Below are 20,555 nucleotides of genomic sequence, written 5' to 3' on the forward strand. Positions count from 1 at the left end.
AACGAGGAAAAGACGTATGTGCGGTATTGTCGGTATCGCCGGTGTTATGCCGGTAAACCAGTCGATTTATGACGCGTTAACGGTGCTTCAGCACCGTGGTCAGGATGCCGCAGGCATCATCACCATTGATGCCAATAACTGCTTCCGTTTGCGTAAAGCAAACGGAATGGTGAGCGATATTTTTGAAGCGCGCCATATGCAGCGTTTGCAGGGCAATATGGGCATCGGTCATGTGCGTTACCCAACGGCTGGCAGCTCCAGCGCCTCCGAAGCTCAACCTTTTTATGTCAACTCACCGTATGGCATCACGCTTGCCCACAACGGCAACCTGACCAACGCGCATGAGCTGCGTAAAAAGCTGTTCGAAGAAAAGCGCCGTCACATCAATACCACTTCAGATTCTGAAATTCTGCTGAATATTTTCGCCAGCGAGCTGGATAATTTCCGCCACTACCCGCTGGAAGCCGATAATATTTTTGCTGCGATTGCCGCAACTAACCGCCAGATCCGCGGCGCCTATGCCTGCGTGGCGATGATTATCGGCCACGGTATGGTGGCCTTCCGCGATCCTAATGGTATCCGCCCGCTGGTGCTGGGCAAACGCGATATCGGCGATGGTCGTACCGAATATATGGTGGCTTCCGAGAGCGTGGCGCTGGATACGCTGGGCTTTGAATTCCTGCGTGATGTTGCTCCTGGTGAGGCGGTGTATATTACCGAAAAAGGCCAGTTGTTTACCCGCCAGTGTGCCGATAATCCGGTCAGTAACCCATGCCTGTTTGAATATGTTTACTTCGCGCGTCCTGACTCCTTCATCGACAAGATTTCCGTCTATAGCGCCCGTGTGAATATGGGAACAAAGCTTGGCGAAAAAATTGCCCGTGAGTGGGAAGATCTGGATATTGACGTGGTGATCCCCATTCCGGAAACCTCTTGTGATATTGCGCTGGAAATTGCCCGTATCCTCGGTAAGCCATATCGTCAGGGGTTTGTGAAAAACCGCTACGTGGGGCGTACCTTTATCATGCCGGGTCAGCAACTGCGCCGTAAATCCGTGCGCCGTAAGCTGAACGCCAACCGTGCGGAATTCCGTGATAAGAACGTGCTGCTGGTAGACGACTCCATTGTGCGCGGGACCACCTCAGAACAGATTATCGAGATGGCGCGTGAGGCCGGAGCGAAGAAGGTGTATCTGGCCTCTGCCGCACCGGAGATTCGCTTCCCGAACGTTTATGGTATCGATATGCCTACGGCGACGGAGCTGATTGCTCATGGTCGTGAAGTAGACGAGATCCGTCAAATCATTGGCGCGGATGGGCTCATCTTCCAGGATCTGAATGATCTGATCGACGCTGTGCGTGCTGAGAACCCGGATATTCAGCAGTTTGAATGCTCCGTGTTTAATGGCGTCTATGTCACTAAAGATGTTGACCAGCAGTATCTCGATTTCCTGGACTCTTTGCGTAATGACGATGCCAAAGCGGTATTGCGCCAGAACGAAGCGGAAAATCTTGAGATGCACAACGAAGGTTAACGATATCGCCAGCGGCATAATGTCGCTGGCTTTCATCAGTCATTAACCACGCCGAAGCGAATAGCGTATTTCTGTACTTTGTATTGCAGCGTCGTTCGGGAAACATTGAGACTGCGTGCCGCAGCGGCAATATTTCCCTGACAAGTATTTAGTGCCGTTTCAATCAGGCTTTTTTCGAATCTGGCCACCTGTATGTCAAGGGAGCTATCCCCCTCTGGCTCAGAGCGTATGGGTCGGCTGACAACGGTTGGGATATCTGCAACGCCTAAGTTTAACTCCTCCTCTTCAAAGACAATCTTTTTCAGCATCCCGTCGTTCTCTTGCATAATCATGCTGCGCACGATGGCATTTTCCAGCATCCTGACATTGCCAGGCCAGGTATGATGAAGTAAGGCAATACGTGCCGCTTCGCTCAGACCATGAATATCTTGCGGCACATCATTACGGTATTTATCGATGAAATAATTAGCCAGCAGCGCAATATCTTCCGGGCGTTTGCGTAAAGGGGGAAGGGTTAGCATGCCCACATTCAGCCGGTAAAACAGGTCTGCGCGTAGTTTACCGGTTTGGATCAATCGCGCGGGCGGTTCATTCATTGCCGCAACGATACGTACATCTGAATGGATCTGTTGTTGACCGCCCAGCCGCCAGAACGTTTTATCCTGGAGAAAACGCAGCAGCTTACTTTGCATTTCAATAGGCATCGCGTTCAATTCATCAAGGAAAAGCGTACCGCCGTTGGCCAGTTCCAGATATCCCTGACTATTTTCCGCTCCCGTGTATGCGCCGCGGACAGTACCAAAAAGTGTACTTTCGATGAGTGTCGGTGGGAGTGCGCCACAGTTCAGGGCAATGAAAGGTTTATCCACGCGTTTACTGCATTGATGGATGAGACGAGAAAAAAGCTCTTTACCGGTTCCTGTTTCTCCAACGATAGTCACGGGAATATTGCTGGCTGCCAGACGTTTTGCTTTCGCAATGTTGTGCAGCATTTCCGCATTTTCAGTAATGATGGCATGGTGTTTTTCATGGCGATCGGCATAAAGCAGATGGTTCAGTTCAACAACCTGCTCCTGCAGCCGCCTGACACCAGACATATTCCTGCCAATTTCAATCACGCCTATCATGCTGCCATCGTTTGAATAGAGTGGGGCGGTGGTATGTTGATAATCCACCGCCTGACCGCGTGCGTTGTAGTAAATCTGGTAATGACCGATATACTCTACGCCCTTCTTCAATGATGAAAGCATGGTGCTTTGCGTCTCTTTCATACTCGGATAGACGTCCAGCATATGCTTGCCTAACGCCTGTTCAATGCTGTAGCCATCCAGATCTGCGCTTTCCTGGTTGTAGTAAACGTACTCGCCACGCTCGTTAATCACCGCCAGGGGTTGGTGGATGAGGTCGAAGAAGCGGGAGAACATTTTAAGTGCCGCAGCCAGTTCTCCGTTGGTTGAAGCCATAGGCGGATTCCTTCTTTTCCTGTTTTTCACGGCATCATTATAGAAGTGACGAATTTTCGTCATTGTGATGAATAACACGCTAAATGACAAAAAATATAATTCACGAAAAACCATAACGCGTTGATTTTTAATTAATAAAAAGATGGCATGCCTGTTGCTTTATATCCATTAAAAGAATGTGGCTTCTTACGATGAAAATAAGCAGAGGGTGTTATGACTGATTTGATTATTCAAAACTACAACCAGTTACGTGAGCAGGTGATGAAGAACGATCGCCGTTTCCAGCAAAAAGAGGGTCACTTGTGTTTTGATGGCGTGGATCTGGATGCGTTAGCACGCAAGTATCCAACACCGTTCTATGTGTTCTCTGAGTCAGAGATCGTTCGTAATATCAACGAAATCCAGCAGGCGTTCGCTGCCCACAAAAACACTAAAACCTTTTTTGCCTCTAAAACCTGTTCAGTAATGGGCGTTCTTCAGGCCATTCGCGACGCAGGAATTTGTGCAGAGGCAAATTCGCAGTATGAAGTGCGTAAATGTCTGGAAATAGGTTTCCGAGGCGATCAGATCGTTTTCAACGGTGTAGTGAAAAAACCTGCTGATCTGGAATATGCCATTGCGAACGATTTGTACCTGATCAACGTCGACAGCTTGTATGAATTGGATCATATCGACGCGATCTCCCGCAAATTGAAGAAAGTCGCCAATGTTTGCGTTCGCGTGGAGCCAAACGTTCCTTCAGCGACGCATGCTGAACTGGTGACGGCATTTCACGCGAAATCGGGGTTGGATCTGGAGCAAGCGGAAGAGACCTGTCGGCGAATCCTGGAAATGCCTTATGTCCATCTGCGCGGATTGCATATGCATGTGGGCGATCAGGTGCCGGAATCTGAACCTTTTGCCAAAGCGACCAAAGTGCTGGTGGATGAATCCCGCCGTCTGGAAGAGGTTCTGGGCATTAAATTTGATCTCATCAACGTAGGCGGCGGTATTCCCGTGCCCTACAAATATGACGAAGAGAATGGCGATCCGCTTAAAGACAACATGTATGCCGGGATTACGGCGCAGGACTTTGCTGATGCGGTTATTCGTGAAGTCCATAAGTGGCGTACGGATGTGGAAATCTGCATAGAGCCTGGGCGTAAAGTTACCGGCTCGGCCGCTGTCCTGTTAACCGAAGTTGCCTGTGAAAAACGTAAAACGAACTACGACCTGAACGGCAATGTGGAATGCCATGTTGAATGGAAATTTGTTGATGCCGGATACAGCGTGCTTTCAGACAGCCAGCATTTTGACTGGTTCTTCTACGTCTACAACGTCTCCAGAATAACAGATTCTCACGATGCGTGGATCAAACTCGCCGGACCGCTGTGTGATGGCGGCGATTACTTCCATATGGGCGTGAAGGGGGAAGAGTTCCTGATGCCGCAGAACACGCAAATCGGCGATATCGTAGCGTTTCTGGATGCGGGCGCTTACACCATCGAAAGCCAGACAGTCTATAACAACCGCCCACGCTCTGCTGTTGTGATGATAGACAAAGAGGGTAAAGACCGCTTAATCCGTCGGGAAGACAGTTACGAAGATATGGTCAAGTACGACATTTATTAAATCTCATTTGTGGACTCCGGCATCGGCTGGAGTCTGTGAGTCAGGTGATTCGAAGAGGGCAGTGATGCCCCTGAGTGCATAACAGGAGATGGCCATGAGTAACAATAGTTCTGGCTTACTTGGCATCAAAGATATTGTCTTTATGAATGTCATTGCCATTCTGAGTTTGCGGCAAATACCCAATGTCGCGCCCTACGGTGCTTCAGCAATGTTGTTGTGGGTGATAGCTGCATTCTGTCTGTTCTTTCCGCTGGCGATGGTGTGCGGTGAGCTGTCGACAGGATGGCCGAAAGATGGTGGGATATTCGTCTGGATTAAAGAAGCTTTTGGGAAACGTATCGCGTGGATAGTGGTAGTGTGCTTCCTCTTTTCCTGCGTGTTGTTTTTTCCCCTGATGCTTCAGTTCGGTTTTACGGCGTTGGGTTACATGATTGGCGGGGGGCTGGCGGAGAATAAGGCGTTTATTGGTATAGGTTCGGCGGTTATTTTTTGGTTGCTGACGCTAATGAATATTCGCGGCATGGAGTGGACTAAAATTATCAACAGTGTCAGCGCCTGGTGCGGTGTATTCATTCCATCAGCAATTTTGATTATCCTGGCTATCGTGTGGTTGGCGACCGGGCATGAGATGCAAACCGATTATGCGACGGCGGCGAACTGGGTTCCCGATCTGAGCCACTGGGATACTATCGTCTTTCTGTCGAGCATGATGTTTGCTTTCGCCGGGCTGGAAGTCGCACCGATGATTGCCGGACGTACGCGTAACCCGCAGCGTGATTTCCCTCGCGCGATGGCGGTTTCCGCAGCTGTTATTGTTGGGATATATATGGTCGGCACCTGGGCGCTGAACACCCTGTTGCCCGCGGGAAAAACGGATATTGTGGCGGGCGTGATGCAGGCAATGCATGCCGCGGCGGATACGTTACATATGCCTTGGCTTATCCCGGTAATGGCAATCTGTATGTTCTTTGGCGCTTTAGGTCAGATCAACTCCTGGCTGGTAGGACCTATCTACATGCTTCAGGAAGCCTCACGTGAGGATAATCTGTTAGGGGATAAAATTGCCCGGTTGCATCCGGTCTGGAAAACGCCAGCCTTTGCGCTGATCGTACAGGCAATAATCGTCACGGTTCTGTGTTTCTCAACCTTTATCTCCCCAAGCGTCGCCGCGGCGTACTGGATGTTGACTGCACTGACGACCATCACCTATTTCATTCCCTATCTGGTGATGTTCCCGGCATTCTGGCGTTTGCGCCAGACGCAACCGGATACGCCCAGAAGCTTCAAGATACCCGGAAAAGTCTTACCTGCCGTGCTGCCAGCGCTTGGATTTATCTCTATCGCTTTTGCTGTCGCGCTGCTGTTTATCCCGCCTTCACAAATTGATATGGGAGGATATTTCCAGTACGCCGGCAAGATCGTCGGTGGCGCGTTGCTGGCCGTTATCGTTGCCGAATGTATCTATCACCGGGCCCAGAAACGTAATGCTCGTCTGAGCGTGGCAGGAGGAAAATAAAATGTATATGCCAATCCTGGAAATCAACTTACGTAAGCTGGAAGAAAATGCCCGAACGGAAAAAGCGCTGTTAGCCAGCAGTGGGATTGAGGTCATGGCCGTCAATAAAGTTTTTGATGGCTGTGTTGAAACCGCGCAGGCGGTATTTAATGGCGGCATTAAGGTGATTGCAGAGTCGCGGACCTATAACCTGAAAAAAATCCGTGAAATCGGCTGTACAACCTGTCTGCTCCGCAGTCCTTGCCTGAGTGAGATTGAAGATGTTATCCGCTATGCCGATATCAGTCTGAACAGTGAACCCGTCATCCTGCGGGCATTATCGCAGGAAGCCCAACGCCAGGGGAAAACGCATCAGGTCTTGCTGATGGTTGATATGGGGGATTTACGTGAAGGTATCTGGTTCACCGAGTATTCACACATTCTCAGCACTATCCGGCTCATTCAGGAATTGCCTTGCCTGGATCTATATGGCCTGGGAACCAACTTCAACTGCTATGGCACCGTCCTGCCGACGGTGAAAAATGGTGAAGATTTTCTGGCACTGGCCGCGCGAGTCGAGCAGGACAGCGGTGCGCCAATTCGTCGACTCTCTGCCGGGAATTGCACCAGCTACCATTTACTGGATAAAGGCATTTGGCCTCAGGGGTTAAACCATTTGCGGATCGGGGGGCTGCATGAGTTCGGTATTGAGTATGTCGAGATGAAGTATTTGAACGAATTCCATCACTCTACAAAGCCGGTGGAAAAAGCCTGTTCCGATATGTATGTCCTTGAGGCAGAGATTATTGAGCTGAACAGCAAGCCGACAATACCCGTCGGAGAACTTGGTGTAGACGCCTTCCTGCAAACAAAAACCTTTGTTGATCATGGCACTCGCAAGCGGGCGTTGTTGGCGTTTGGTCGTCAGGATGTACCTTCAGATAACTGCGTGCCCTGCGACGATGATATCACCATCCTGGGACAGACCAGTGACCATACGCTGGTGGATATTGAAGCATGCGAGCAGTCGCTGAAAGTCGGGGATGTCGTCCGCTTTGAGCTCGACTATACGGGGCTTCTGATGGCCTGTCAGACGAAGGGCGTTGCCACGCGGTTTATTCGTTAAGCCACTGCCGCCACAGTGATGCGTCTGTGGCGGCGTCTCTGACCTTATCTGAGACAGGGAGTGACCATGAGTACCCTGCAAGTGCTACCCCCCGCCGAACCTGAAAATGGTCTACGACGAAACCTCAAAAAGCGCCATTTGTTGATGATGTCGCTCGGCGGGACAATTGGCACGGGTTTGTTTATCGGCATTGCCGAACCGCTGAATAGCGTTGGGCCTGCGGGAACATTACTGTCTTATCTGTTCGCTGGTGCGATTATGTTGGCAACAATGATGTGCCTTGGCGAACTGTCCTGCGCATTTCCGCATTCGGGCTCATTTCAGCATTATGCGTTGATGTTCCTGCCCAATCCCATCTGGAGCTATACCATTGGCTGGTTATATTGGCTGAGTTGGGTGTTTTCCCTGGCGGCGGATCTGACTGCCGCGGGTTTTATTGCTCATCAATTTTTCCCCGTTATTCCCGTCCACTTCTTCTGTCTTATCATTCTTGTCGTGCTAACGCTGATCAATCTCTGTTCTGCGAAAAGTTTCGGTGAATGCGAATACTGGTTATCTGCGATTAAGGTTTTTGCGATAGTGCTTTTCATCGCGGCTGGCGGGATCATGATTTTCTCGCTGTCAGGAGACGCGAGCTGGCATCCGACGTTAAAAAGTGCTGGTTTGTGGTTTCCCCACGGATGGGAGCAAATTCTGGTCTGCATGACAATCGTCATCTATTCGTTCCAGGGCGTAGAACTGGTTGGAAATGCGGCAGGCGAAACGGAGTCGCCACACACAGTCTTACCTAAGGTGATTCTGGGAATCGGTTTGCGTATTATTCTGTTTTACGGTCTGGCGATTGCCGTTCTGGCGCTGGTTTATCCACATGGAAAGATACCCGATGGAACCAGCCCCTTCGTGTGGGTGTTCTCACGTGTTGGTATGTCTGGCGCAGATGTACTGATGACGCTTGTCATATTCTCTGCTGCCGTTTCAGCGGCGAATTCCGCAATCTATGCCAGTTCACGTATGCTATGGGCAATGTCGGGTGACCGTTTCGCCCCTCGTGTTTTCACCAGGACCAACGCTAGCGGTGTGCCTGTTTACGCTATTCTGATAACAGTTATCCTGGCGCTGGTATCGATGCTGACTCGATATATTCCTGCACAGAAATTCTATATTTTGTTGATTGCCAGTACCGGGCAGGTGGGCTGTCTGGCGTGGATAACCATTGGCTGGTGTCAGTATCAGTTTCGCAAGGCTGTGAATGATGGAAAGTATTCCCCTGATTTACTGCGCTATCGCTCACCGTTTTTTCCCTGGGTAGCCAGGTTTGTTATTGTCACTAACGTTGCCATCATGGTGGGAACCTGGTTCAGTGAAAAAGGGGGCGTGATCATGCTGGTAGAACTGGCCTTTATGGTTTGTATTCTGATTTCATGGTATGCGCTAAAACCTGCTTTGCGGACTGAAGAGGAGAATGATTCCAGGTTGTCTGCGGTAAAGAAATACGGCACAGTTAGCCCATCAAGTGATGGAAAGATAAAATGAAACGACTCATTGTAGGGATTAGCGGTGCCAGTGGCGCAATTTATGGTGTGCGGCTGTTACAGGTTTTACGCGACGTTGCTGACGTGGAAACCCATCTGGTGATGAGCCAGGCGGCGCGACAGACGCTGGCGCTGGAAACGGACCTTTCTGTGCGTGACGTACAGGCGCTTGCGAATGTGACACACGATACGCGTGATATTGCCGCCAGTATTTCATCTGGCTCTTTCCAGACGGCGGGAATGGTCATCCTGCCATGCTCAATTAAAACGCTTTCAGGTATTGTTCACAGCTACACAGACGGACTGCTTACCCGTGCGGCAGATGTGGTGCTGAAAGAACGCCGTCCGCTGGTACTGTGTGTACGTGAGACTCCGCTGCATCTCGGGCACTTGCGTCTTATGACTCAGGCGGCAGAAATTGGCGCGGTGATTATGCCACCCGTTCCCGCCTTCTATCATCGGCCACAGACACTTGATGATGTGATTAATCAAACGGTTAATCGCGTACTTGATCAGTTTGATATCGCCCTTCCGCAGGATCTGTTCACTCGCTGGCAGGGCGCATAAGTCGTTCCATCAACGTGCAAAGAAACATCCATTGCCCTGTTTCAGGGCAATTTTGTAACCGCGATCATATCCTCAACATTTAATTCGTTAAAACGCAACGAAACGCTGCGGTTCAACCGTCAGACCTGCTATCTTCAAAATCAGGACAATATTGCAACGTTTTATTAACATATTTAACGTCGAATATCCTCATCGATGCGAAAATGGCATAAGACCTGCATGAAAAAGTCTGCAAACACACAACACAACGTAAAACATAATAAAATTACGCCACTTGAGGGTTATGTATGAAGAAGACGGTTCTTGCTTTGTCTTTGCTGGTAAGCGCCTGTGCAACCGCAGCCAGCTACGCAGCACTTCCGCAGACAGTTCGTATCGGTACGGACACCACGTACGCACCTTTTTCCTCTAAAGATGCCAAAGGCGATTTTGTCGGCTTTGATATCGATCTGGGAAATGAGATGTGTAAACGTATGCAGATCAAATGTACCTGGGTCGCCAGCGACTTTGATGCGTTGATCCCGTCGCTGAAAGCGAAAAAAATTGATGCCATCATCTCTTCGCTTTCCATCACCGAGAAACGCCAGCAAGAAATTGCTTTCTCAAACAAACTTTACGCAGCAGATTCACGTCTGATCGCTGCGAAAGGTTCCCCAATTCAACCGACTCTGGATTCACTCAAGGGTAAACATGTTGGCGTACTGCAAGGTTCGACGCAGGAAGCCTATGCCAATGATAACTGGCGCAGCAAAGGCGTGGATGTTGTGGCTTATGCGAACCAGGATCTGATCTATTCTGACCTGACGGCGGGCCGTCTGGATGCGGCATTGCAGGACGAAGTCGCAGCCAGCGAAGGCTTCCTGAAACAACCTGCAGGTAAGGACTTCGATTTTGCCGGTCCTTCAGTAAAAGATAAAAAATACTTTGGCGACGGGACCGGGATCGGTTTACGCAAAGACGATGTCGAGCTGAAAGCGGCGTTTGATAAAGCGCTGGGCGAACTGCGTCAAGATGGCACTTACGACAAAATGGCGAGTAAGTATTTTAACTTTAATGTCTACGGCGATTGATACGCTGAAACGGGGAATTGACTGCACCATAGGGGTTAACCATTACGGTGCATAATGATTTCAGTGCACTGTTTTGGTGCTTTTATCGTGGTTTTAATAGGCGTGATTGCATAGTTAAGCGCTTTTCATGCAAATAAATACCGCTGACAAGGTAGAATGCTTTGCCTTGTCGGCCTGATTAATGGCACGATAACTGCACCTGGTCCTGTAAAGATCCCCTATAAAAGACAGTCTGTTGAGGATAGTTATGAAAAAACTGGTGTTGTCTCTTTCTCTGGTTCTGGCTTTCTCCAGTGCTACCGCAGCATTTGCAGCCATCCCGCAAAAAATTCGTATCGGTACAGATCCTACTTATGCACCGTTTGAATCGAAAAATGCGCAGGGTGAATTGGTCGGTTTTGATATCGATCTGGCTAAAGAGCTCTGCAAACGCATCAATACACAATGTACCTTCGTGGAAAACCCGCTGGATGCGCTGATCCCTTCGTTAAAAGCGAAGAAGATCGATGCCATCATGTCGTCGCTCTCCATTACTGAAAAACGTCAGCAAGAGATTGCCTTTACCGACAAGCTTTATGCAGCAGACTCTCGTCTGGTGGTTGCTAAAGATTCCGCTATTCAGCCGACCATTGAGTCTCTGAAAGGTAAACGTGTCGGTGTGCTGCAGGGCACGACTCAGGAAACGTTCGGTAACGAACACTGGGCGCCAAAAGGCATTGAAATTGTCTCCTATCAGGGGCAAGACAATATCTATTCTGATCTGACGGCCGGGCGTATTGATGCCGCATTCCAGGATGAAGTCGCGGCCAGCGAAGGCTTCCTGAAGCAGCCAGTAGGTAAAGATTACAAATTCGGCGGCCCGTCAGTGAAAGACGAGAAACTGTTCGGCGTCGGTACCGGTATGGGGCTGCGTAAAGACGATAATGAACTGCGCGAAGCACTGAATAAAGCATTTGCAGAGATGCGTGCTGACGGTACTTACGAGAAGCTGGCGAAAAAGTATTTCGATTTTGATGTATACGGCGGCTAATCCCCCCGTTTTTTGATAAAGCCCGCTCCCTCCTGCCGCTGCGGGAGGGAGAAAAGAGGCCCAGAGCTACCACACACGACAGGACAGGCAGCATGTTGTATGGCTTTTCAGGTGTTATTTTACAGGGCGCGATTGTTACGCTGGAGCTGGCTCTCAGCTCGGTAGTGCTGGCGGTCATGATAGGCCTTGTTGGCGCGGCAGCGAAGCTTTCGCAAAACCGGGCAATGGAGCTTATTTTCGAAGGGTACACCACGCTTATCCGCGGGGTTCCCGATCTCGTCTTAATGCTGCTCATTTTCTACGGATTACAAATCGCGCTGAATACGATTACCGACGCAGTGGGTATCAGTCAGATTGATATCGATCCGATGGTCGCAGGGATTATTACGCTCGGATTTATCTACGGAGCCTATTTTACTGAAACCTTCCGTGGCGCGTTTATGGCTGTACCAAAAGGTCATATTGAAGCGGCGACGGCATTCGGTTTTACCCGTTCGCAAATTTTTCGCCGCATTATGTTTCCGGCAATGATGCGCTTTGCCTTGCCGGGGATTGGCAACAACTGGCAGGTTATTCTGAAGGCCACGGCGCTGGTGTCACTGCTTGGACTTGAAGACGTGGTGAAAGCCACTCAGCTTGCCGGAAAAAGTACCTGGGAGCCGTTCTATTTTGCCGTGGTGTGTGGGGTCATCTATCTGGTGTTTACCACCGTGTCTAATGGTGTGCTGCTGTACCTTGAGCGCCGCTACTCCGTGGGTGTGAAGAGGGCTGACCTGTGATTGAAATTATTCAGGAGTACTGGAAATCCCTGTTGTGGACTGACGGCTATCGCTTTACCGGCGTGGCGATCACATTGTGGTTGCTGATCTCATCGGTGGTGATGGGCGGGATTCTGGCACTGTTTTTGGCGATTGGTCGTGTATCAAGCAATAAATTTATCCAGTTTCCTATCTGGTTGTTCACCTATATTTTTCGTGGAACGCCGCTGTATGTTCAGCTGTTGGTGTTTTATTCCGGTATGTATACGCTGGAGATTGTGAAAGGGACAGATTTCCTCAACGCGTTTTTCCGCAGCGGACTTAACTGTACCGTACTGGCATTGACGCTTAATACCTGTGCCTACACTACGGAGATTTTTGCCGGGGCCATCCGTTCCGTACCACATGGCGAGATTGAAGCCGCACGAGCTTACGGTTTCTCTTCCTTTAAACTGTATCGCTGCATTATCTTGCCTTCTGCACTGCGTATTGCGTTACCGGCATACAGCAACGAAGTCATTTTAATGCTGCATTCCACGGCGCTGGCGTTTACCGCGACGGTGCCGGATTTGTTGAAAATCGCCCGTGACATCAACTCGGCAACCTACCAGCCATTTACCGCATTCGGTATTGCCGCTGTACTGTATTTGATGATTTCGTATGTCCTGATTAGTCTGTTCCGTAAAGCGGAAAAACGCTGGTTGCAGCATGTATCCTCTAAATGATTCGAGTAACACGATGTCTGAAAATAAATTAAACGTTATCGATTTACATAAGCACTACGGCGAACATGAAGTGCTGAAAGGGGTATCGCTGCAGGCCAACGCGGGTGATGTTATCAGCATTATTGGTTCGTCAGGTTCGGGTAAAAGTACCTTCCTGCGCTGCATTAACTTTCTGGAAAAACCGAGCGCCGGAACGATTGTGGTTAGCGGTCAGAATATTGGCCTGGTGCGCGACAAAGACGGCCAGTTGAAGGTTGCAGATAAAAATCAGCTGCGTCTGTTACGTACGAGGCTGACGATGGTTTTTCAGCACTTCAACCTGTGGAGTCATATGACGGTGCTGGAAAACGTCATGGAAGCACCGATTCAGGTGCTGGGGCTGAGCAAGCATGAAGCCCGCGAGCGTGCGGTGAAGTATCTGGCCAAAGTCGGTATTGATGAGCGCGCGCAGGGGAAATACCCGGTTCATCTGTCCGGCGGTCAGCAGCAGCGTGTCTCCATTGCCCGTGCGCTGGCGATGGAGCCCGAAGTTCTGCTGTTTGATGAGCCAACCTCGGCGCTTGATCCGGAGCTTGTCGGTGAAGTGTTGCGTATAATGCAACAGCTGGCCGAAGAGGGGAAAACCATGGTGGTCGTGACGCATGAAATGGGGTTTGCCCGCCATGTTTCCTCACACGTTATTTTCCTGCATCAGGGAAAAATCGAAGAAGAGGGCAATCCGGAGCAGGTGTTCGGGAACCCACAAAGCCCGCGTTTACAGCAGTTCCTTAAAGGATCACTGAAGTAATTGAGTTGCCCGGAGGCACTACGCTTTCCGGGCCTACCGCTTTAACGCGCTGTACTCCAGACGATAAACCCAGTCGTCATGCGCTATGCCGTTCACTTCATAGGCTTTTTCGAGCACCTGAGTGCGTATAAATCCTGTTTTTTCCAGAATGCGTATCGACCCGGTATTCCCGGCTAATACATAGGCATTTATCGCCGTTACGCCAGCCTGTTGAAAGGCATAATCACACACTGCACGTACGGCTTCACTGGCTATACCTTTCCCCTGCGCCCGCGGCGTGATGGCATAGCCAATATCAGCTTCCTGAGGATAAAGATGGCTTATCTGTAAGCCAATATCGCCCAGTTGCGCCGTGTTGTTGTGCTCCCGGATAACAAATGTATGTCGAGCGGAAAGGCGTCTGGCGAAGAGCAGGCGAGTATCTTTGGTTGGGGCGATATCACCCATGAAACGCATGACGTCAGGATTTTCTCGTAGCCGCTGGAAAAAAGGCCAGTCAGCGAGTTGGTACGAAGAGAGGGTAAGTCGGGGTGTTGATATTATCGCCATAACGTCGCCATTGTGGTATTCGGTTTTTTAACCATACCACCACAATGGCAACAGTGAAGGGATATCAGACATTATCGGATGACATCGGCCAGCGCTTCTTCCAAATCGTACCAACGAAACGCAAAACCGGCCGCCTCCAGTCGCTTGGGCAACGCGCGCTGCCCCCCGAGGACCAGCACCGAGGATTCGCCCATCAGCAGCCGCATGGCGGCCGCCGGAACGCGCAGGATCGCCGGGCGGTTTAGGGCATGACCCAGCGCATGGGCAAACTGTTCATTGCGAACCGGGTATGGCGAAACCATGTTGAAGGGACCGCGCAAATCGTTATCCAGCAGCCAGATAATCCCGTTGACCATATCGTCAACATGGATCCAGGCCAGGTATTGACGTCCATTGCCGATAGGTCCGCCAAGCCCCAGACGAAACGGTGGGACCATCTTTGCGAGGATCCCGCCCGTCGAGGCCAATACAACGCCAGTACGCAGCAAACATACGCGCGTTCTGTCGTTTTGCGCAGCACTGGCGATCTGTTCCCACTGGGCGCACAACTTATGGGTGAATTCATTATGCGGCGGTTCTTCTTCCGTCACCACGACTTCACCCAGATCGCCGTAGTACCCCGTTGCGGAACCGGAGATGAGTACGGACGGTGGCGTACTGCTGGCGTGGATTAACGTAACCAGCTTCTGCGTGATCCCCCAGCGACTTTGGCACAAACGTTCTTTTTGCTCAGCGCTCCAGCGTTTGTCAGCGATAGGCTCTCCGGCAAGGTTGATGACAGCATCAATGCCATCGAGGTTTTGCTGCTCTTCCAGCCCTTTCCATAGCGTGACCCGGGAGTCCAGAATCTGACGAGCCTTATCAGGAGTACGTGTTACAACGGTAATCTGATGCCCCAGTTCCAGCAGGCGGGGGATCAAATGACGTCCAATCAGGCCAGTACCGCCGGTAATCAGAATCTGCATGTCGCCTCCCGGGTTACGTTTAGCGCTGCCAGCTCAATGTCATGGAAACGGAGTCGGCGTAACGCAATGCGTGAAGTTTATCGATCTCCACTTCAGCATAAGTGACCCAGTGATGTTCGCGTGCGATATCGAGCACATCTTGCGTTAATTTTTCCAACAATGAGAAGCGGTTACTCTCAACGTGCGAAATGATGCTCTTGGTGATGGTACGATAATTCAGCGCGTCGTTGATATCTTCACTGGTCCGGGCTTTGTCTGCTGGATAGTGGATGGCAATATTGATGACGATATCCTGTCGGTTCAGAATCTCTTCTTCTTTAATGCCGATAAACGTGCGCAGACGAAGGTTTTTTATACGAATAATTGCGTCAGGTTGTGACATTGCAGGTTTCCTCCATGTATGAACCTTTTCATGATACACGAGAACCGAATCGCGTTAACTTTTCTCGCTCAGCGCTTGCTGCATCGCCCGTTCTGTTGCGGGACGAGTACGGATACGTTCGTACCAGTTATTGACCGCCGGATAGTTGTCAAGGTCGATACGCTGGCGCTGGTGGAGATTAATCCACGGCCAGCAGGCAATGTCGGCAATGCTGTAATGATCGCCCCCCAGCCAGGGTGATATTTCCAGGCGTTTATTCATGACGTTGTACAGTCGCTGGGTTTCCACCTGATACCGTTCAATGGCGTAGGGGATAGTCTGCGGTGCGAAGTGGCTGAAGTGATGATGTTGTCCGAGCATTGGCCCAAGTCCGCTAACCTGCCAGAAGAGCCACTGCAGCGTGGTGTGGCGCTCGCGTAATTCGCCGCTGAGTAGCTTACCGCTCTTTTCCGCCAGGTAGAGTAAAATCTCGCCAGATTCAAACAGGCTAATTGGCTTTCCACCATCTTCCGGTGCGCTGTCGATAATGGCCGGGATTTTATTATTCGGCGAGATTTGCAGAAAATCAGGATGAAATTGATGCCCTTTGCCGATATCGATATGAATCAGACGGTATTTTAACTGTGCCTCTTCGAGAAACAGTGTGATTTTGTGCCCGTTTGGCGATGGAGTGTAGTAGAGGTCGATCATTTTCAGCGTCCGTTTTGTCATGAACCGGGTCACTACAAGTATAGAAGCTGCTGACGTGCGTGAGTTTTCATCAAGTGACAGCGAGAGAAAGACTCTATATTTTGAAAGCAAGCCAATACACTTCAGAGGACATTATGAGCAAACCTGCAATTACGCTGTGGTCAGATGCCAACTTTTTCTCCCCTTATGTGCTGTCTGTTTATGTCGCTCTGCAAGAGAAAGGGCTGCCTTTTACGCTGAAAACTGTCGACCTCAATAGTGGTGAACACTTGCAACCTTCATGGCAAGGGTATGCGCTGACGCGTCGTGTACCGGTTCTGGACATTGACGGTTTTGAACTGAGTGAATCCTCGGCGATTGCCGAGTTCCTGGAAGAACGTTTCGCTCCGCCGCAATGGGAGCGCATTTATCCGCACGATCTACAAAAAAGGGCTCGTGCCCGCCAGGTTCAGGCCTGGCTCCGTAGCGATCTGATGCCTATCCGGGAAGAGCGTTCGACAGATGTGGTTTTTGGTGGCGTGAAGAAAGGTCCGTTGACGGAAGCAGGAAGGGCCAGTGCGGAAAAATTGTTTGCCACGGCGGGCAGTTTACTGGTGCACGGTAAGCAGAATTTGTTTGGTGAATGGTGTATCGCAGACAGCGATTTAGCGCTAATGCTTAATCGATTGGTTCTGAATGGCGATGATGTACCAGAACAGCTTGCGGAGTATGCCACCTTCCAGTGGCAGCGCGCTTCGGTACAACGTTTTATCGCGCTTTCAGCGAAGCGTTCCTGCTGAAAGTAGGGGCGTAATCCAGTATCATTGAAAGGTATTTTTCAACGAGGGGTGAGTGATGAAACTGATGTTCGCATCGGACATTCATGGTTCGTTGCCGGCTACGGAATGCGTACTTGAACGGTTTACCCAAAGCGGCGCGCAATGGCTGGTGATACTGGGCGATGTATTGAACCATGGGCCGCGTAATGCTCTGCCAGAGGGTTACGCGCCAGCACAGGTCGCCGAACGTTTGAATGAGCAGGCGTCGCGGATAATTGCAGTGCGTGGTAATTGCGACAGCGAAGTGGATCAGATGCTCCTGCATTTTCCAATAACCGCACCGTGGCAGCAAATTCTGACTGACAGCCAGCGACTCTTTCTGACGCACGGACATCTTTTCGGTCCGGATAACTTACCACCGCTCAACGCCGGCGATGTGCTGGTTTTCGGGCATACGCATCTGCCGGTGGCAGAGCGACGTGGGGATATCTACCAGTTTAACCCAGGTTCGGTAAGCATCCCGAAAGGGGGATTTACGGCAAGCTACGGGATTCTGGATGATAATGTTCTCAGCGTGATGGCACTCAATGATCAAAGTATTATTGCGCAGGTCGAGATTAATCCGTAATTTACCCCACAAACGTAAACGCGCCGTAAGAGCGCTAGAAAAAAGAAGGTTTCCTGATGGTGGAACAGCGTCGTTTGGCAAGTACTGAATGGGTGGATATTGTGAATGAAGACAATGAAGTCATTGCACAATCCAGCCGGGAACAAATGCGGGCACAATGCTTGCGCCACCGTGCAACGTATATCGTTGTCCACGATGGTATGGGTAAAATTCTGGTTCAACGTCGCACTGAGACAAAGGACTTTATGCCCGGTATGCTGGATGCTACCGCAGGTGGTGTTGTTCAGGCTGATGAGCAGCTTCTGGACTCGGCGCGTCGCGAAGCGGAAGAAGAATTGGGCATTGCGGGTGTCCCGTTTGCCGAGCACGGTCAGTTTTATTTTGAAGACCAGAACTGTCGCGTCTGGGGCGGGCTGTTTAGCTGTGTTTCCCACGGACCGTTTGCGCTGCAGGAAGAAGAGATTAGTGAAGTGTGCTGGTTGACGCCGGAAGAAATTACCGCGCGCTGCGACGAATTTACGCCGGACTCACTGAAAGCCCTGGCGCTGTGGATGACCCGCAACGCTAAGAATGAAGGGGCGAAAGCCGAAAAGCAGGAAGAGGCGGAGTAAATTCCGCTGACCCAGCCCCCCGGTGATGTCTCCGGGGGCTGGGTTATAAGCTTTAACCTCGCCATCCGGTGCTATTCATGAGTGATAACTCATTATCTGTGCACCAATCACCGCCTCGCTATTCCTCGCCAACAGTGATATCCCCCTGGCAAAACCAACCAACATATGAAAAGAGAAGAATAGTCATTTATTGATGCTGTGCAGTTAAGCAAAAAATAGTTAACTTACGACGGAAGTATGCGCTAATGAGGAGCACTTTTTGAAATTATCTTGTCAGCAGAATGATATTCTTACTTCTGTATGGTGTTGGCGGTGGTTTTTGAATGACTTCCTTGATTTTAATCGGGGGAAAATATCAGTGTGTAAATATGGCTTCAGTGCTTTATATACATAGAGCATATTTATGACTGACGATAAACTATCTTATTTCCCCGGCATAATACGAACAAGTAGATATTTCAAAAAACAGGAATAATATTGTATTTACAAATATAAGAGGTAAACAAATGGGTATCAGGAGTATAATAAATAAACATTTTCATCTGAGTTTTCATCATCAGCATGCAGACAAAGTCAGCAGGGAAAACGGTGAGCATAAGGTAATCGCGGGTTCATTAGGTTCTGTCAAGAATTCTTCGGCGCAACCACCAACACCGGGTGGAAATGGTCGGGTAAGTACACAGTCAAGACCGCTACCCCCAACGCCGGGTGGAAATGGCCGGGTAAGTACACAGTCAAGACCGCTACCCCCAACGCCGGGTACGATATCCGCAGAGAAAGGGATAAATGCTACTACGGGCTCTCAGGTAAAAAATGAATCATTTGTAGATGCTATGAAAAATATGGATGGTTTTTCAAAAGCGGGAGAGTTAATTGCATTTGTAAAAAATACAAATGCGATTTTACCAGCGGCCGGTCAGGTATGCCTGGCGTTCCCTGAGGATAAGTCTGAGCTTTATAAGGCTCAGGAGAATTTTCAGGTTTATCGTGGTGAGCTTACTCCATTTGTCATGTATAACCCCAGGTTCGTATCTAGTCTTAATGAGAATATTGCTGAAAATAAAAAACTCTGCTCGGATGTTATCGAACATAAAGGCGATATAAATGATGCAGTTAAAGAAATTGATGTTAAATTAGGGGACGAGCATTTAAATAGGTCAGAACGACAAGCACTTGAAGCCAGAAAAAGTGAAATTCAATCAGTCGGTTATATTGGCACCAAAATTGACGGTATGATTGAGACAGAACATATGTATGGCAACGCGTTTGCCAAAACTATTGAAAATATAAATGAGACACTCGGCGCTTACTATAAAGATGTCGGGGCGCATTTAAATGATAAGGATAAATTATCCCCAAATATGCTGTCAGAAAAGCTTAAAGGGTCCTCCGCTAAACTGATGGCGGAACTGCAGACACAGAAGCCGGCGTTGCAGGAGCAACGTAAGGAGATTCAGAATTCCCTGGTTGAGTCGAAAAAGGAATTGAGAGATCTGCAAGAGCAGCTTTCGTTGGCCGAACAGATGGAACCGGAGGCTGTAGCTAAATTAAAAGAAGCTATAAGTGCACTGAGAAAAACAGTCCACAGTTTGGATCTGAAAGAAATATCTATTAATAACGCAGAAATTTACGTTGATCAAGCGCTTGCAGAAGCGGCTAAATATGAAAACAATAGCATTCAAGACATAGAGAATAATTTCTTATGCTATCAACAGACTGGAATGAGTTGTGCGGCAAAAAATGAACTAGAACGCAATATTACAGAGCGAGTTATTCCAACACTCAAACAATTCTATCAACAATTGGTTGATAACAATAAGATAAGTCTCGACCTGATAAACACTCTGAAATATTGTGAAAGTATAGTTATGCCGTTACTCAACAATATGAATACTCCTGATGGGCAAAATGTGGAATTAGAGTGTAAAGGACAACTGATGAGCGAAGTCGCGAATGTTCAAAAAGGCATTACTGAAAAACTTGGAGGAGCTGTTAAGTTAGTTACTGAGTTACTGAAAAATCCACATGATCTTCGTGGTAATAAGAAATTAAAAATGGAATTAAATAACGCAGATAACCTACTTCGCTCCATATCAGCGTGTGGACAGGTGCCTCTCGAAAAAAGCTATATTTATGGAGAAACGGATCAGTCGAGTCCAATCTATGGTTACAGAAAGGCGCTTGGCCTTGTTAAGGATGAAAGCCAAAGCCATGGGCATAAATTCACTAGCCGACTTCACCTTCACCGGCACAGAAATAATGCATAATATCGCA

20 protein-coding genes are annotated in these 20,555 nt (G+C 49.4%); 15 read left to right on the forward strand and 5 right to left on the reverse strand.

Going from position 1 to position 20,555, the window contains the following annotated elements; genetic code table 11:
* Positions 1-16: 16 nt before the first annotated feature.
* Positions 17-1,534: an amidophosphoribosyltransferase gene (gene purF, locus ACLJXE_RS01260; protein WP_137384176.1), complete on the forward strand. Its 1,518-nt coding sequence runs from the start codon at positions 17-19 to the stop codon at positions 1,532-1,534.
* Positions 1,535-1,569: 35 nt separating this feature from the next.
* Here purF and ACLJXE_RS01265 read toward each other — a convergent pair whose 3' ends face one another.
* Positions 1,570-2,997, reverse strand: coding sequence for a sigma-54 interaction domain-containing protein (locus tag ACLJXE_RS01265; protein WP_410749881.1), 1,428 nt, complete (start codon positions 2,995-2,997; stop codon positions 1,570-1,572).
* Positions 2,998-3,210: 213 nt separating this feature from the next.
* Between ACLJXE_RS01265 and ACLJXE_RS01270 the strand changes: the two genes are divergently transcribed.
* From ACLJXE_RS01270 to hisP, 10 genes are all read left to right on the forward strand, one after another.
* Positions 3,211-4,608 (forward strand): diaminopimelate decarboxylase family protein, encoded by a 1,398-nt coding sequence (locus ACLJXE_RS01270; protein ID WP_410749882.1) that lies wholly within the window; start codon positions 3,211-3,213, stop codon positions 4,606-4,608.
* Between the two features lie 94 nt (positions 4,609-4,702).
* Positions 4,703-6,124: an APC family permease gene (locus ACLJXE_RS01275; protein WP_200005627.1), complete on the forward strand. Its 1,422-nt coding sequence runs from the start codon at positions 4,703-4,705 to the stop codon at positions 6,122-6,124.
* A gap of 1 nt (position 6,125) precedes the next feature.
* The gene (locus tag ACLJXE_RS01280; RefSeq protein WP_410749883.1) at positions 6,126-7,229 is read left to right on the forward strand and encodes an alanine/ornithine racemase family PLP-dependent enzyme; all 1,104 of its coding nucleotides are present in this window, start codon (positions 6,126-6,128) and stop codon (positions 7,227-7,229) included.
* 66 nt (positions 7,230-7,295) lie between these two features.
* Entirely contained in the window at positions 7,296-8,762 is a 1,467-nt protein-coding gene (locus ACLJXE_RS01285; protein WP_410749884.1) for an amino acid permease, read from the forward strand.
* Complete coding sequence (locus ACLJXE_RS01290; RefSeq protein WP_410749885.1) at positions 8,759-9,328, forward strand: UbiX family flavin prenyltransferase; 570 nt, start codon at positions 8,759-8,761, stop codon at positions 9,326-9,328. Before ACLJXE_RS01285 ends, ACLJXE_RS01290 begins: the two co-directional genes overlap by 4 nt.
* Positions 9,329-9,615: 287 nt before the next feature.
* Positions 9,616-10,398, forward strand: a complete 783-nt coding sequence (gene argT, locus ACLJXE_RS01295) for a lysine/arginine/ornithine ABC transporter substrate-binding protein ArgT (RefSeq protein WP_410749886.1) — start codon at positions 9,616-9,618, stop codon at positions 10,396-10,398.
* A gap of 247 nt (positions 10,399-10,645) precedes the next feature.
* A complete protein-coding gene (gene hisJ, locus ACLJXE_RS01300; RefSeq protein WP_003028120.1) occupies positions 10,646-11,428 on the forward strand; it encodes a histidine ABC transporter substrate-binding protein HisJ in 783 nt (260 codons plus the stop codon).
* 92 nt (positions 11,429-11,520) lie between these two features.
* On the forward strand, positions 11,521-12,207 hold the full coding sequence (locus ACLJXE_RS01305; protein ID WP_271440244.1) for a histidine ABC transporter permease HisQ: 687 nt from the start codon (positions 11,521-11,523) through the stop codon (positions 12,205-12,207).
* On the forward strand, positions 12,204-12,911 hold the full coding sequence (gene hisM, locus ACLJXE_RS01310; RefSeq protein ID WP_271440245.1) for a histidine ABC transporter permease HisM: 708 nt from the start codon (positions 12,204-12,206) through the stop codon (positions 12,909-12,911). Before ACLJXE_RS01305 ends, hisM begins: the two co-directional genes overlap by 4 nt.
* A gap of 13 nt (positions 12,912-12,924) precedes the next feature.
* Positions 12,925-13,698: a histidine ABC transporter ATP-binding protein HisP gene (hisP, locus tag ACLJXE_RS01315; RefSeq protein ID WP_005129511.1), complete on the forward strand. Its 774-nt coding sequence runs from the start codon at positions 12,925-12,927 to the stop codon at positions 13,696-13,698.
* 33 nt (positions 13,699-13,731) lie between these two features.
* Here the strand turns inward: hisP and ACLJXE_RS01320 are convergent, their stop codons facing one another.
* The 4 genes from ACLJXE_RS01320 to yfcG form a co-directional block, all read right to left on the reverse strand.
* Positions 13,732-14,247, reverse strand: a complete 516-nt coding sequence (locus ACLJXE_RS01320) for a GNAT family N-acetyltransferase (protein ID WP_286629037.1) — start codon at positions 14,245-14,247, stop codon at positions 13,732-13,734.
* A 71-nt stretch (positions 14,248-14,318) separates the two neighbouring features.
* Positions 14,319-15,212 (reverse strand): TIGR01777 family oxidoreductase, encoded by an 894-nt coding sequence (locus tag ACLJXE_RS01325; RefSeq protein ID WP_286629038.1) that lies wholly within the window; start codon positions 15,210-15,212, stop codon positions 14,319-14,321.
* 19 nt (positions 15,213-15,231) lie between these two features.
* Positions 15,232-15,594, reverse strand: coding sequence for a dihydroneopterin triphosphate 2'-epimerase (gene folX, locus ACLJXE_RS01330; RefSeq protein WP_005129505.1), 363 nt, complete (start codon positions 15,592-15,594; stop codon positions 15,232-15,234).
* Positions 15,595-15,648: 54 nt separating this feature from the next.
* Positions 15,649-16,284 carry a GSH-dependent disulfide bond oxidoreductase gene (gene yfcG, locus ACLJXE_RS01335; RefSeq protein WP_410750019.1) on the reverse strand — a complete coding sequence of 212 codons (636 nt, stop codon included), beginning with the start codon at positions 16,282-16,284 and terminating at the stop codon, positions 15,649-15,651.
* 134 nt (positions 16,285-16,418) lie between these two features.
* On the opposite strand from yfcG, the gene yfcF reads away from it, so the two are divergent.
* From yfcF to ACLJXE_RS01355, 4 genes are all read left to right on the forward strand, one after another.
* Positions 16,419-17,063, forward strand: a complete 645-nt coding sequence (gene yfcF / locus ACLJXE_RS01340; RefSeq protein ID WP_410749887.1) for a glutathione transferase — start codon at positions 16,419-16,421, stop codon at positions 17,061-17,063.
* 55 nt (positions 17,064-17,118) lie between these two features.
* Positions 17,119-17,670, forward strand: a complete 552-nt coding sequence (gene yfcE / locus ACLJXE_RS01345; RefSeq protein WP_410749888.1) for a phosphodiesterase — start codon at positions 17,119-17,121, stop codon at positions 17,668-17,670.
* A gap of 56 nt (positions 17,671-17,726) precedes the next feature.
* Positions 17,727-18,281, forward strand: a complete 555-nt coding sequence (yfcD, locus tag ACLJXE_RS01350) for an NUDIX hydrolase YfcD (RefSeq protein WP_040230136.1) — start codon at positions 17,727-17,729, stop codon at positions 18,279-18,281.
* A 506-nt stretch (positions 18,282-18,787) separates the two neighbouring features.
* Positions 18,788-20,548 carry a hypothetical protein gene (locus ACLJXE_RS01355; RefSeq protein WP_410749889.1) on the forward strand — a complete coding sequence of 587 codons (1,761 nt, stop codon included), beginning with the start codon at positions 18,788-18,790 and terminating at the stop codon, positions 20,546-20,548.
* Positions 20,549-20,555: the final 7 nt, after the last annotated feature.

Origin of the sequence: Citrobacter sp. U14242, from assembly GCF_046555775.1 — a bacterium.
Classification (GTDB): Bacteria; Pseudomonadota; Gammaproteobacteria; order Enterobacterales; family Enterobacteriaceae; genus Citrobacter.

What these genes read in the sequence shown, in the direction of transcription:
- purF (WP_137384176.1), top strand. Translation starts at nt 17, where the DNA reads ATGTGCGGTATTGTCGGTATCGCCGGTGTTATGCCGGTAAACCAGTCG.
- ACLJXE_RS01265 (WP_410749881.1), bottom strand. Translation starts at nt 2,997, where the DNA reads ATGGCTTCAACCAACGGAGAACTGGCTGCGGCACTTAAAATGTTCTCC.
- ACLJXE_RS01270 (WP_410749882.1), top strand. Translation starts at nt 3,211, where the DNA reads ATGACTGATTTGATTATTCAAAACTACAACCAGTTACGTGAGCAGGTG.
- ACLJXE_RS01275 (WP_200005627.1), top strand. Translation starts at nt 4,703, where the DNA reads ATGAGTAACAATAGTTCTGGCTTACTTGGCATCAAAGATATTGTCTTT.
- ACLJXE_RS01280 (WP_410749883.1), top strand. Translation starts at nt 6,126, where the DNA reads ATGTATATGCCAATCCTGGAAATCAACTTACGTAAGCTGGAAGAAAAT.
- ACLJXE_RS01285 (WP_410749884.1), top strand. Translation starts at nt 7,296, where the DNA reads ATGAGTACCCTGCAAGTGCTACCCCCCGCCGAACCTGAAAATGGTCTA.
- ACLJXE_RS01290 (WP_410749885.1), top strand. Translation starts at nt 8,759, where the DNA reads ATGAAACGACTCATTGTAGGGATTAGCGGTGCCAGTGGCGCAATTTAT.
- argT (WP_410749886.1), top strand. Translation starts at nt 9,616, where the DNA reads ATGAAGAAGACGGTTCTTGCTTTGTCTTTGCTGGTAAGCGCCTGTGCA.
- hisJ (WP_003028120.1), top strand. Translation starts at nt 10,646, where the DNA reads ATGAAAAAACTGGTGTTGTCTCTTTCTCTGGTTCTGGCTTTCTCCAGT.
- ACLJXE_RS01305 (WP_271440244.1), top strand. Translation starts at nt 11,521, where the DNA reads ATGTTGTATGGCTTTTCAGGTGTTATTTTACAGGGCGCGATTGTTACG.
- hisP (WP_005129511.1), top strand. Translation starts at nt 12,925, where the DNA reads ATGTCTGAAAATAAATTAAACGTTATCGATTTACATAAGCACTACGGC.
- ACLJXE_RS01320 (WP_286629037.1), bottom strand. Translation starts at nt 14,247, where the DNA reads ATGGCGATAATATCAACACCCCGACTTACCCTCTCTTCGTACCAACTC.
- ACLJXE_RS01325 (WP_286629038.1), bottom strand. Translation starts at nt 15,212, where the DNA reads ATGCAGATTCTGATTACCGGCGGTACTGGCCTGATTGGACGTCATTTG.
- folX (WP_005129505.1), bottom strand. Translation starts at nt 15,594, where the DNA reads ATGTCACAACCTGACGCAATTATTCGTATAAAAAACCTTCGTCTGCGC.
- yfcG (WP_410750019.1), bottom strand. Translation starts at nt 16,284, where the DNA reads ATGATCGACCTCTACTACACTCCATCGCCAAACGGGCACAAAATCACA.
- yfcF (WP_410749887.1), top strand. Translation starts at nt 16,419, where the DNA reads ATGAGCAAACCTGCAATTACGCTGTGGTCAGATGCCAACTTTTTCTCC.
- yfcE (WP_410749888.1), top strand. Translation starts at nt 17,119, where the DNA reads ATGAAACTGATGTTCGCATCGGACATTCATGGTTCGTTGCCGGCTACG.
- yfcD (WP_040230136.1), top strand. Translation starts at nt 17,727, where the DNA reads ATGGTGGAACAGCGTCGTTTGGCAAGTACTGAATGGGTGGATATTGTG.
- ACLJXE_RS01355 (WP_410749889.1), top strand. Translation starts at nt 18,788, where the DNA reads ATGGGTATCAGGAGTATAATAAATAAACATTTTCATCTGAGTTTTCAT.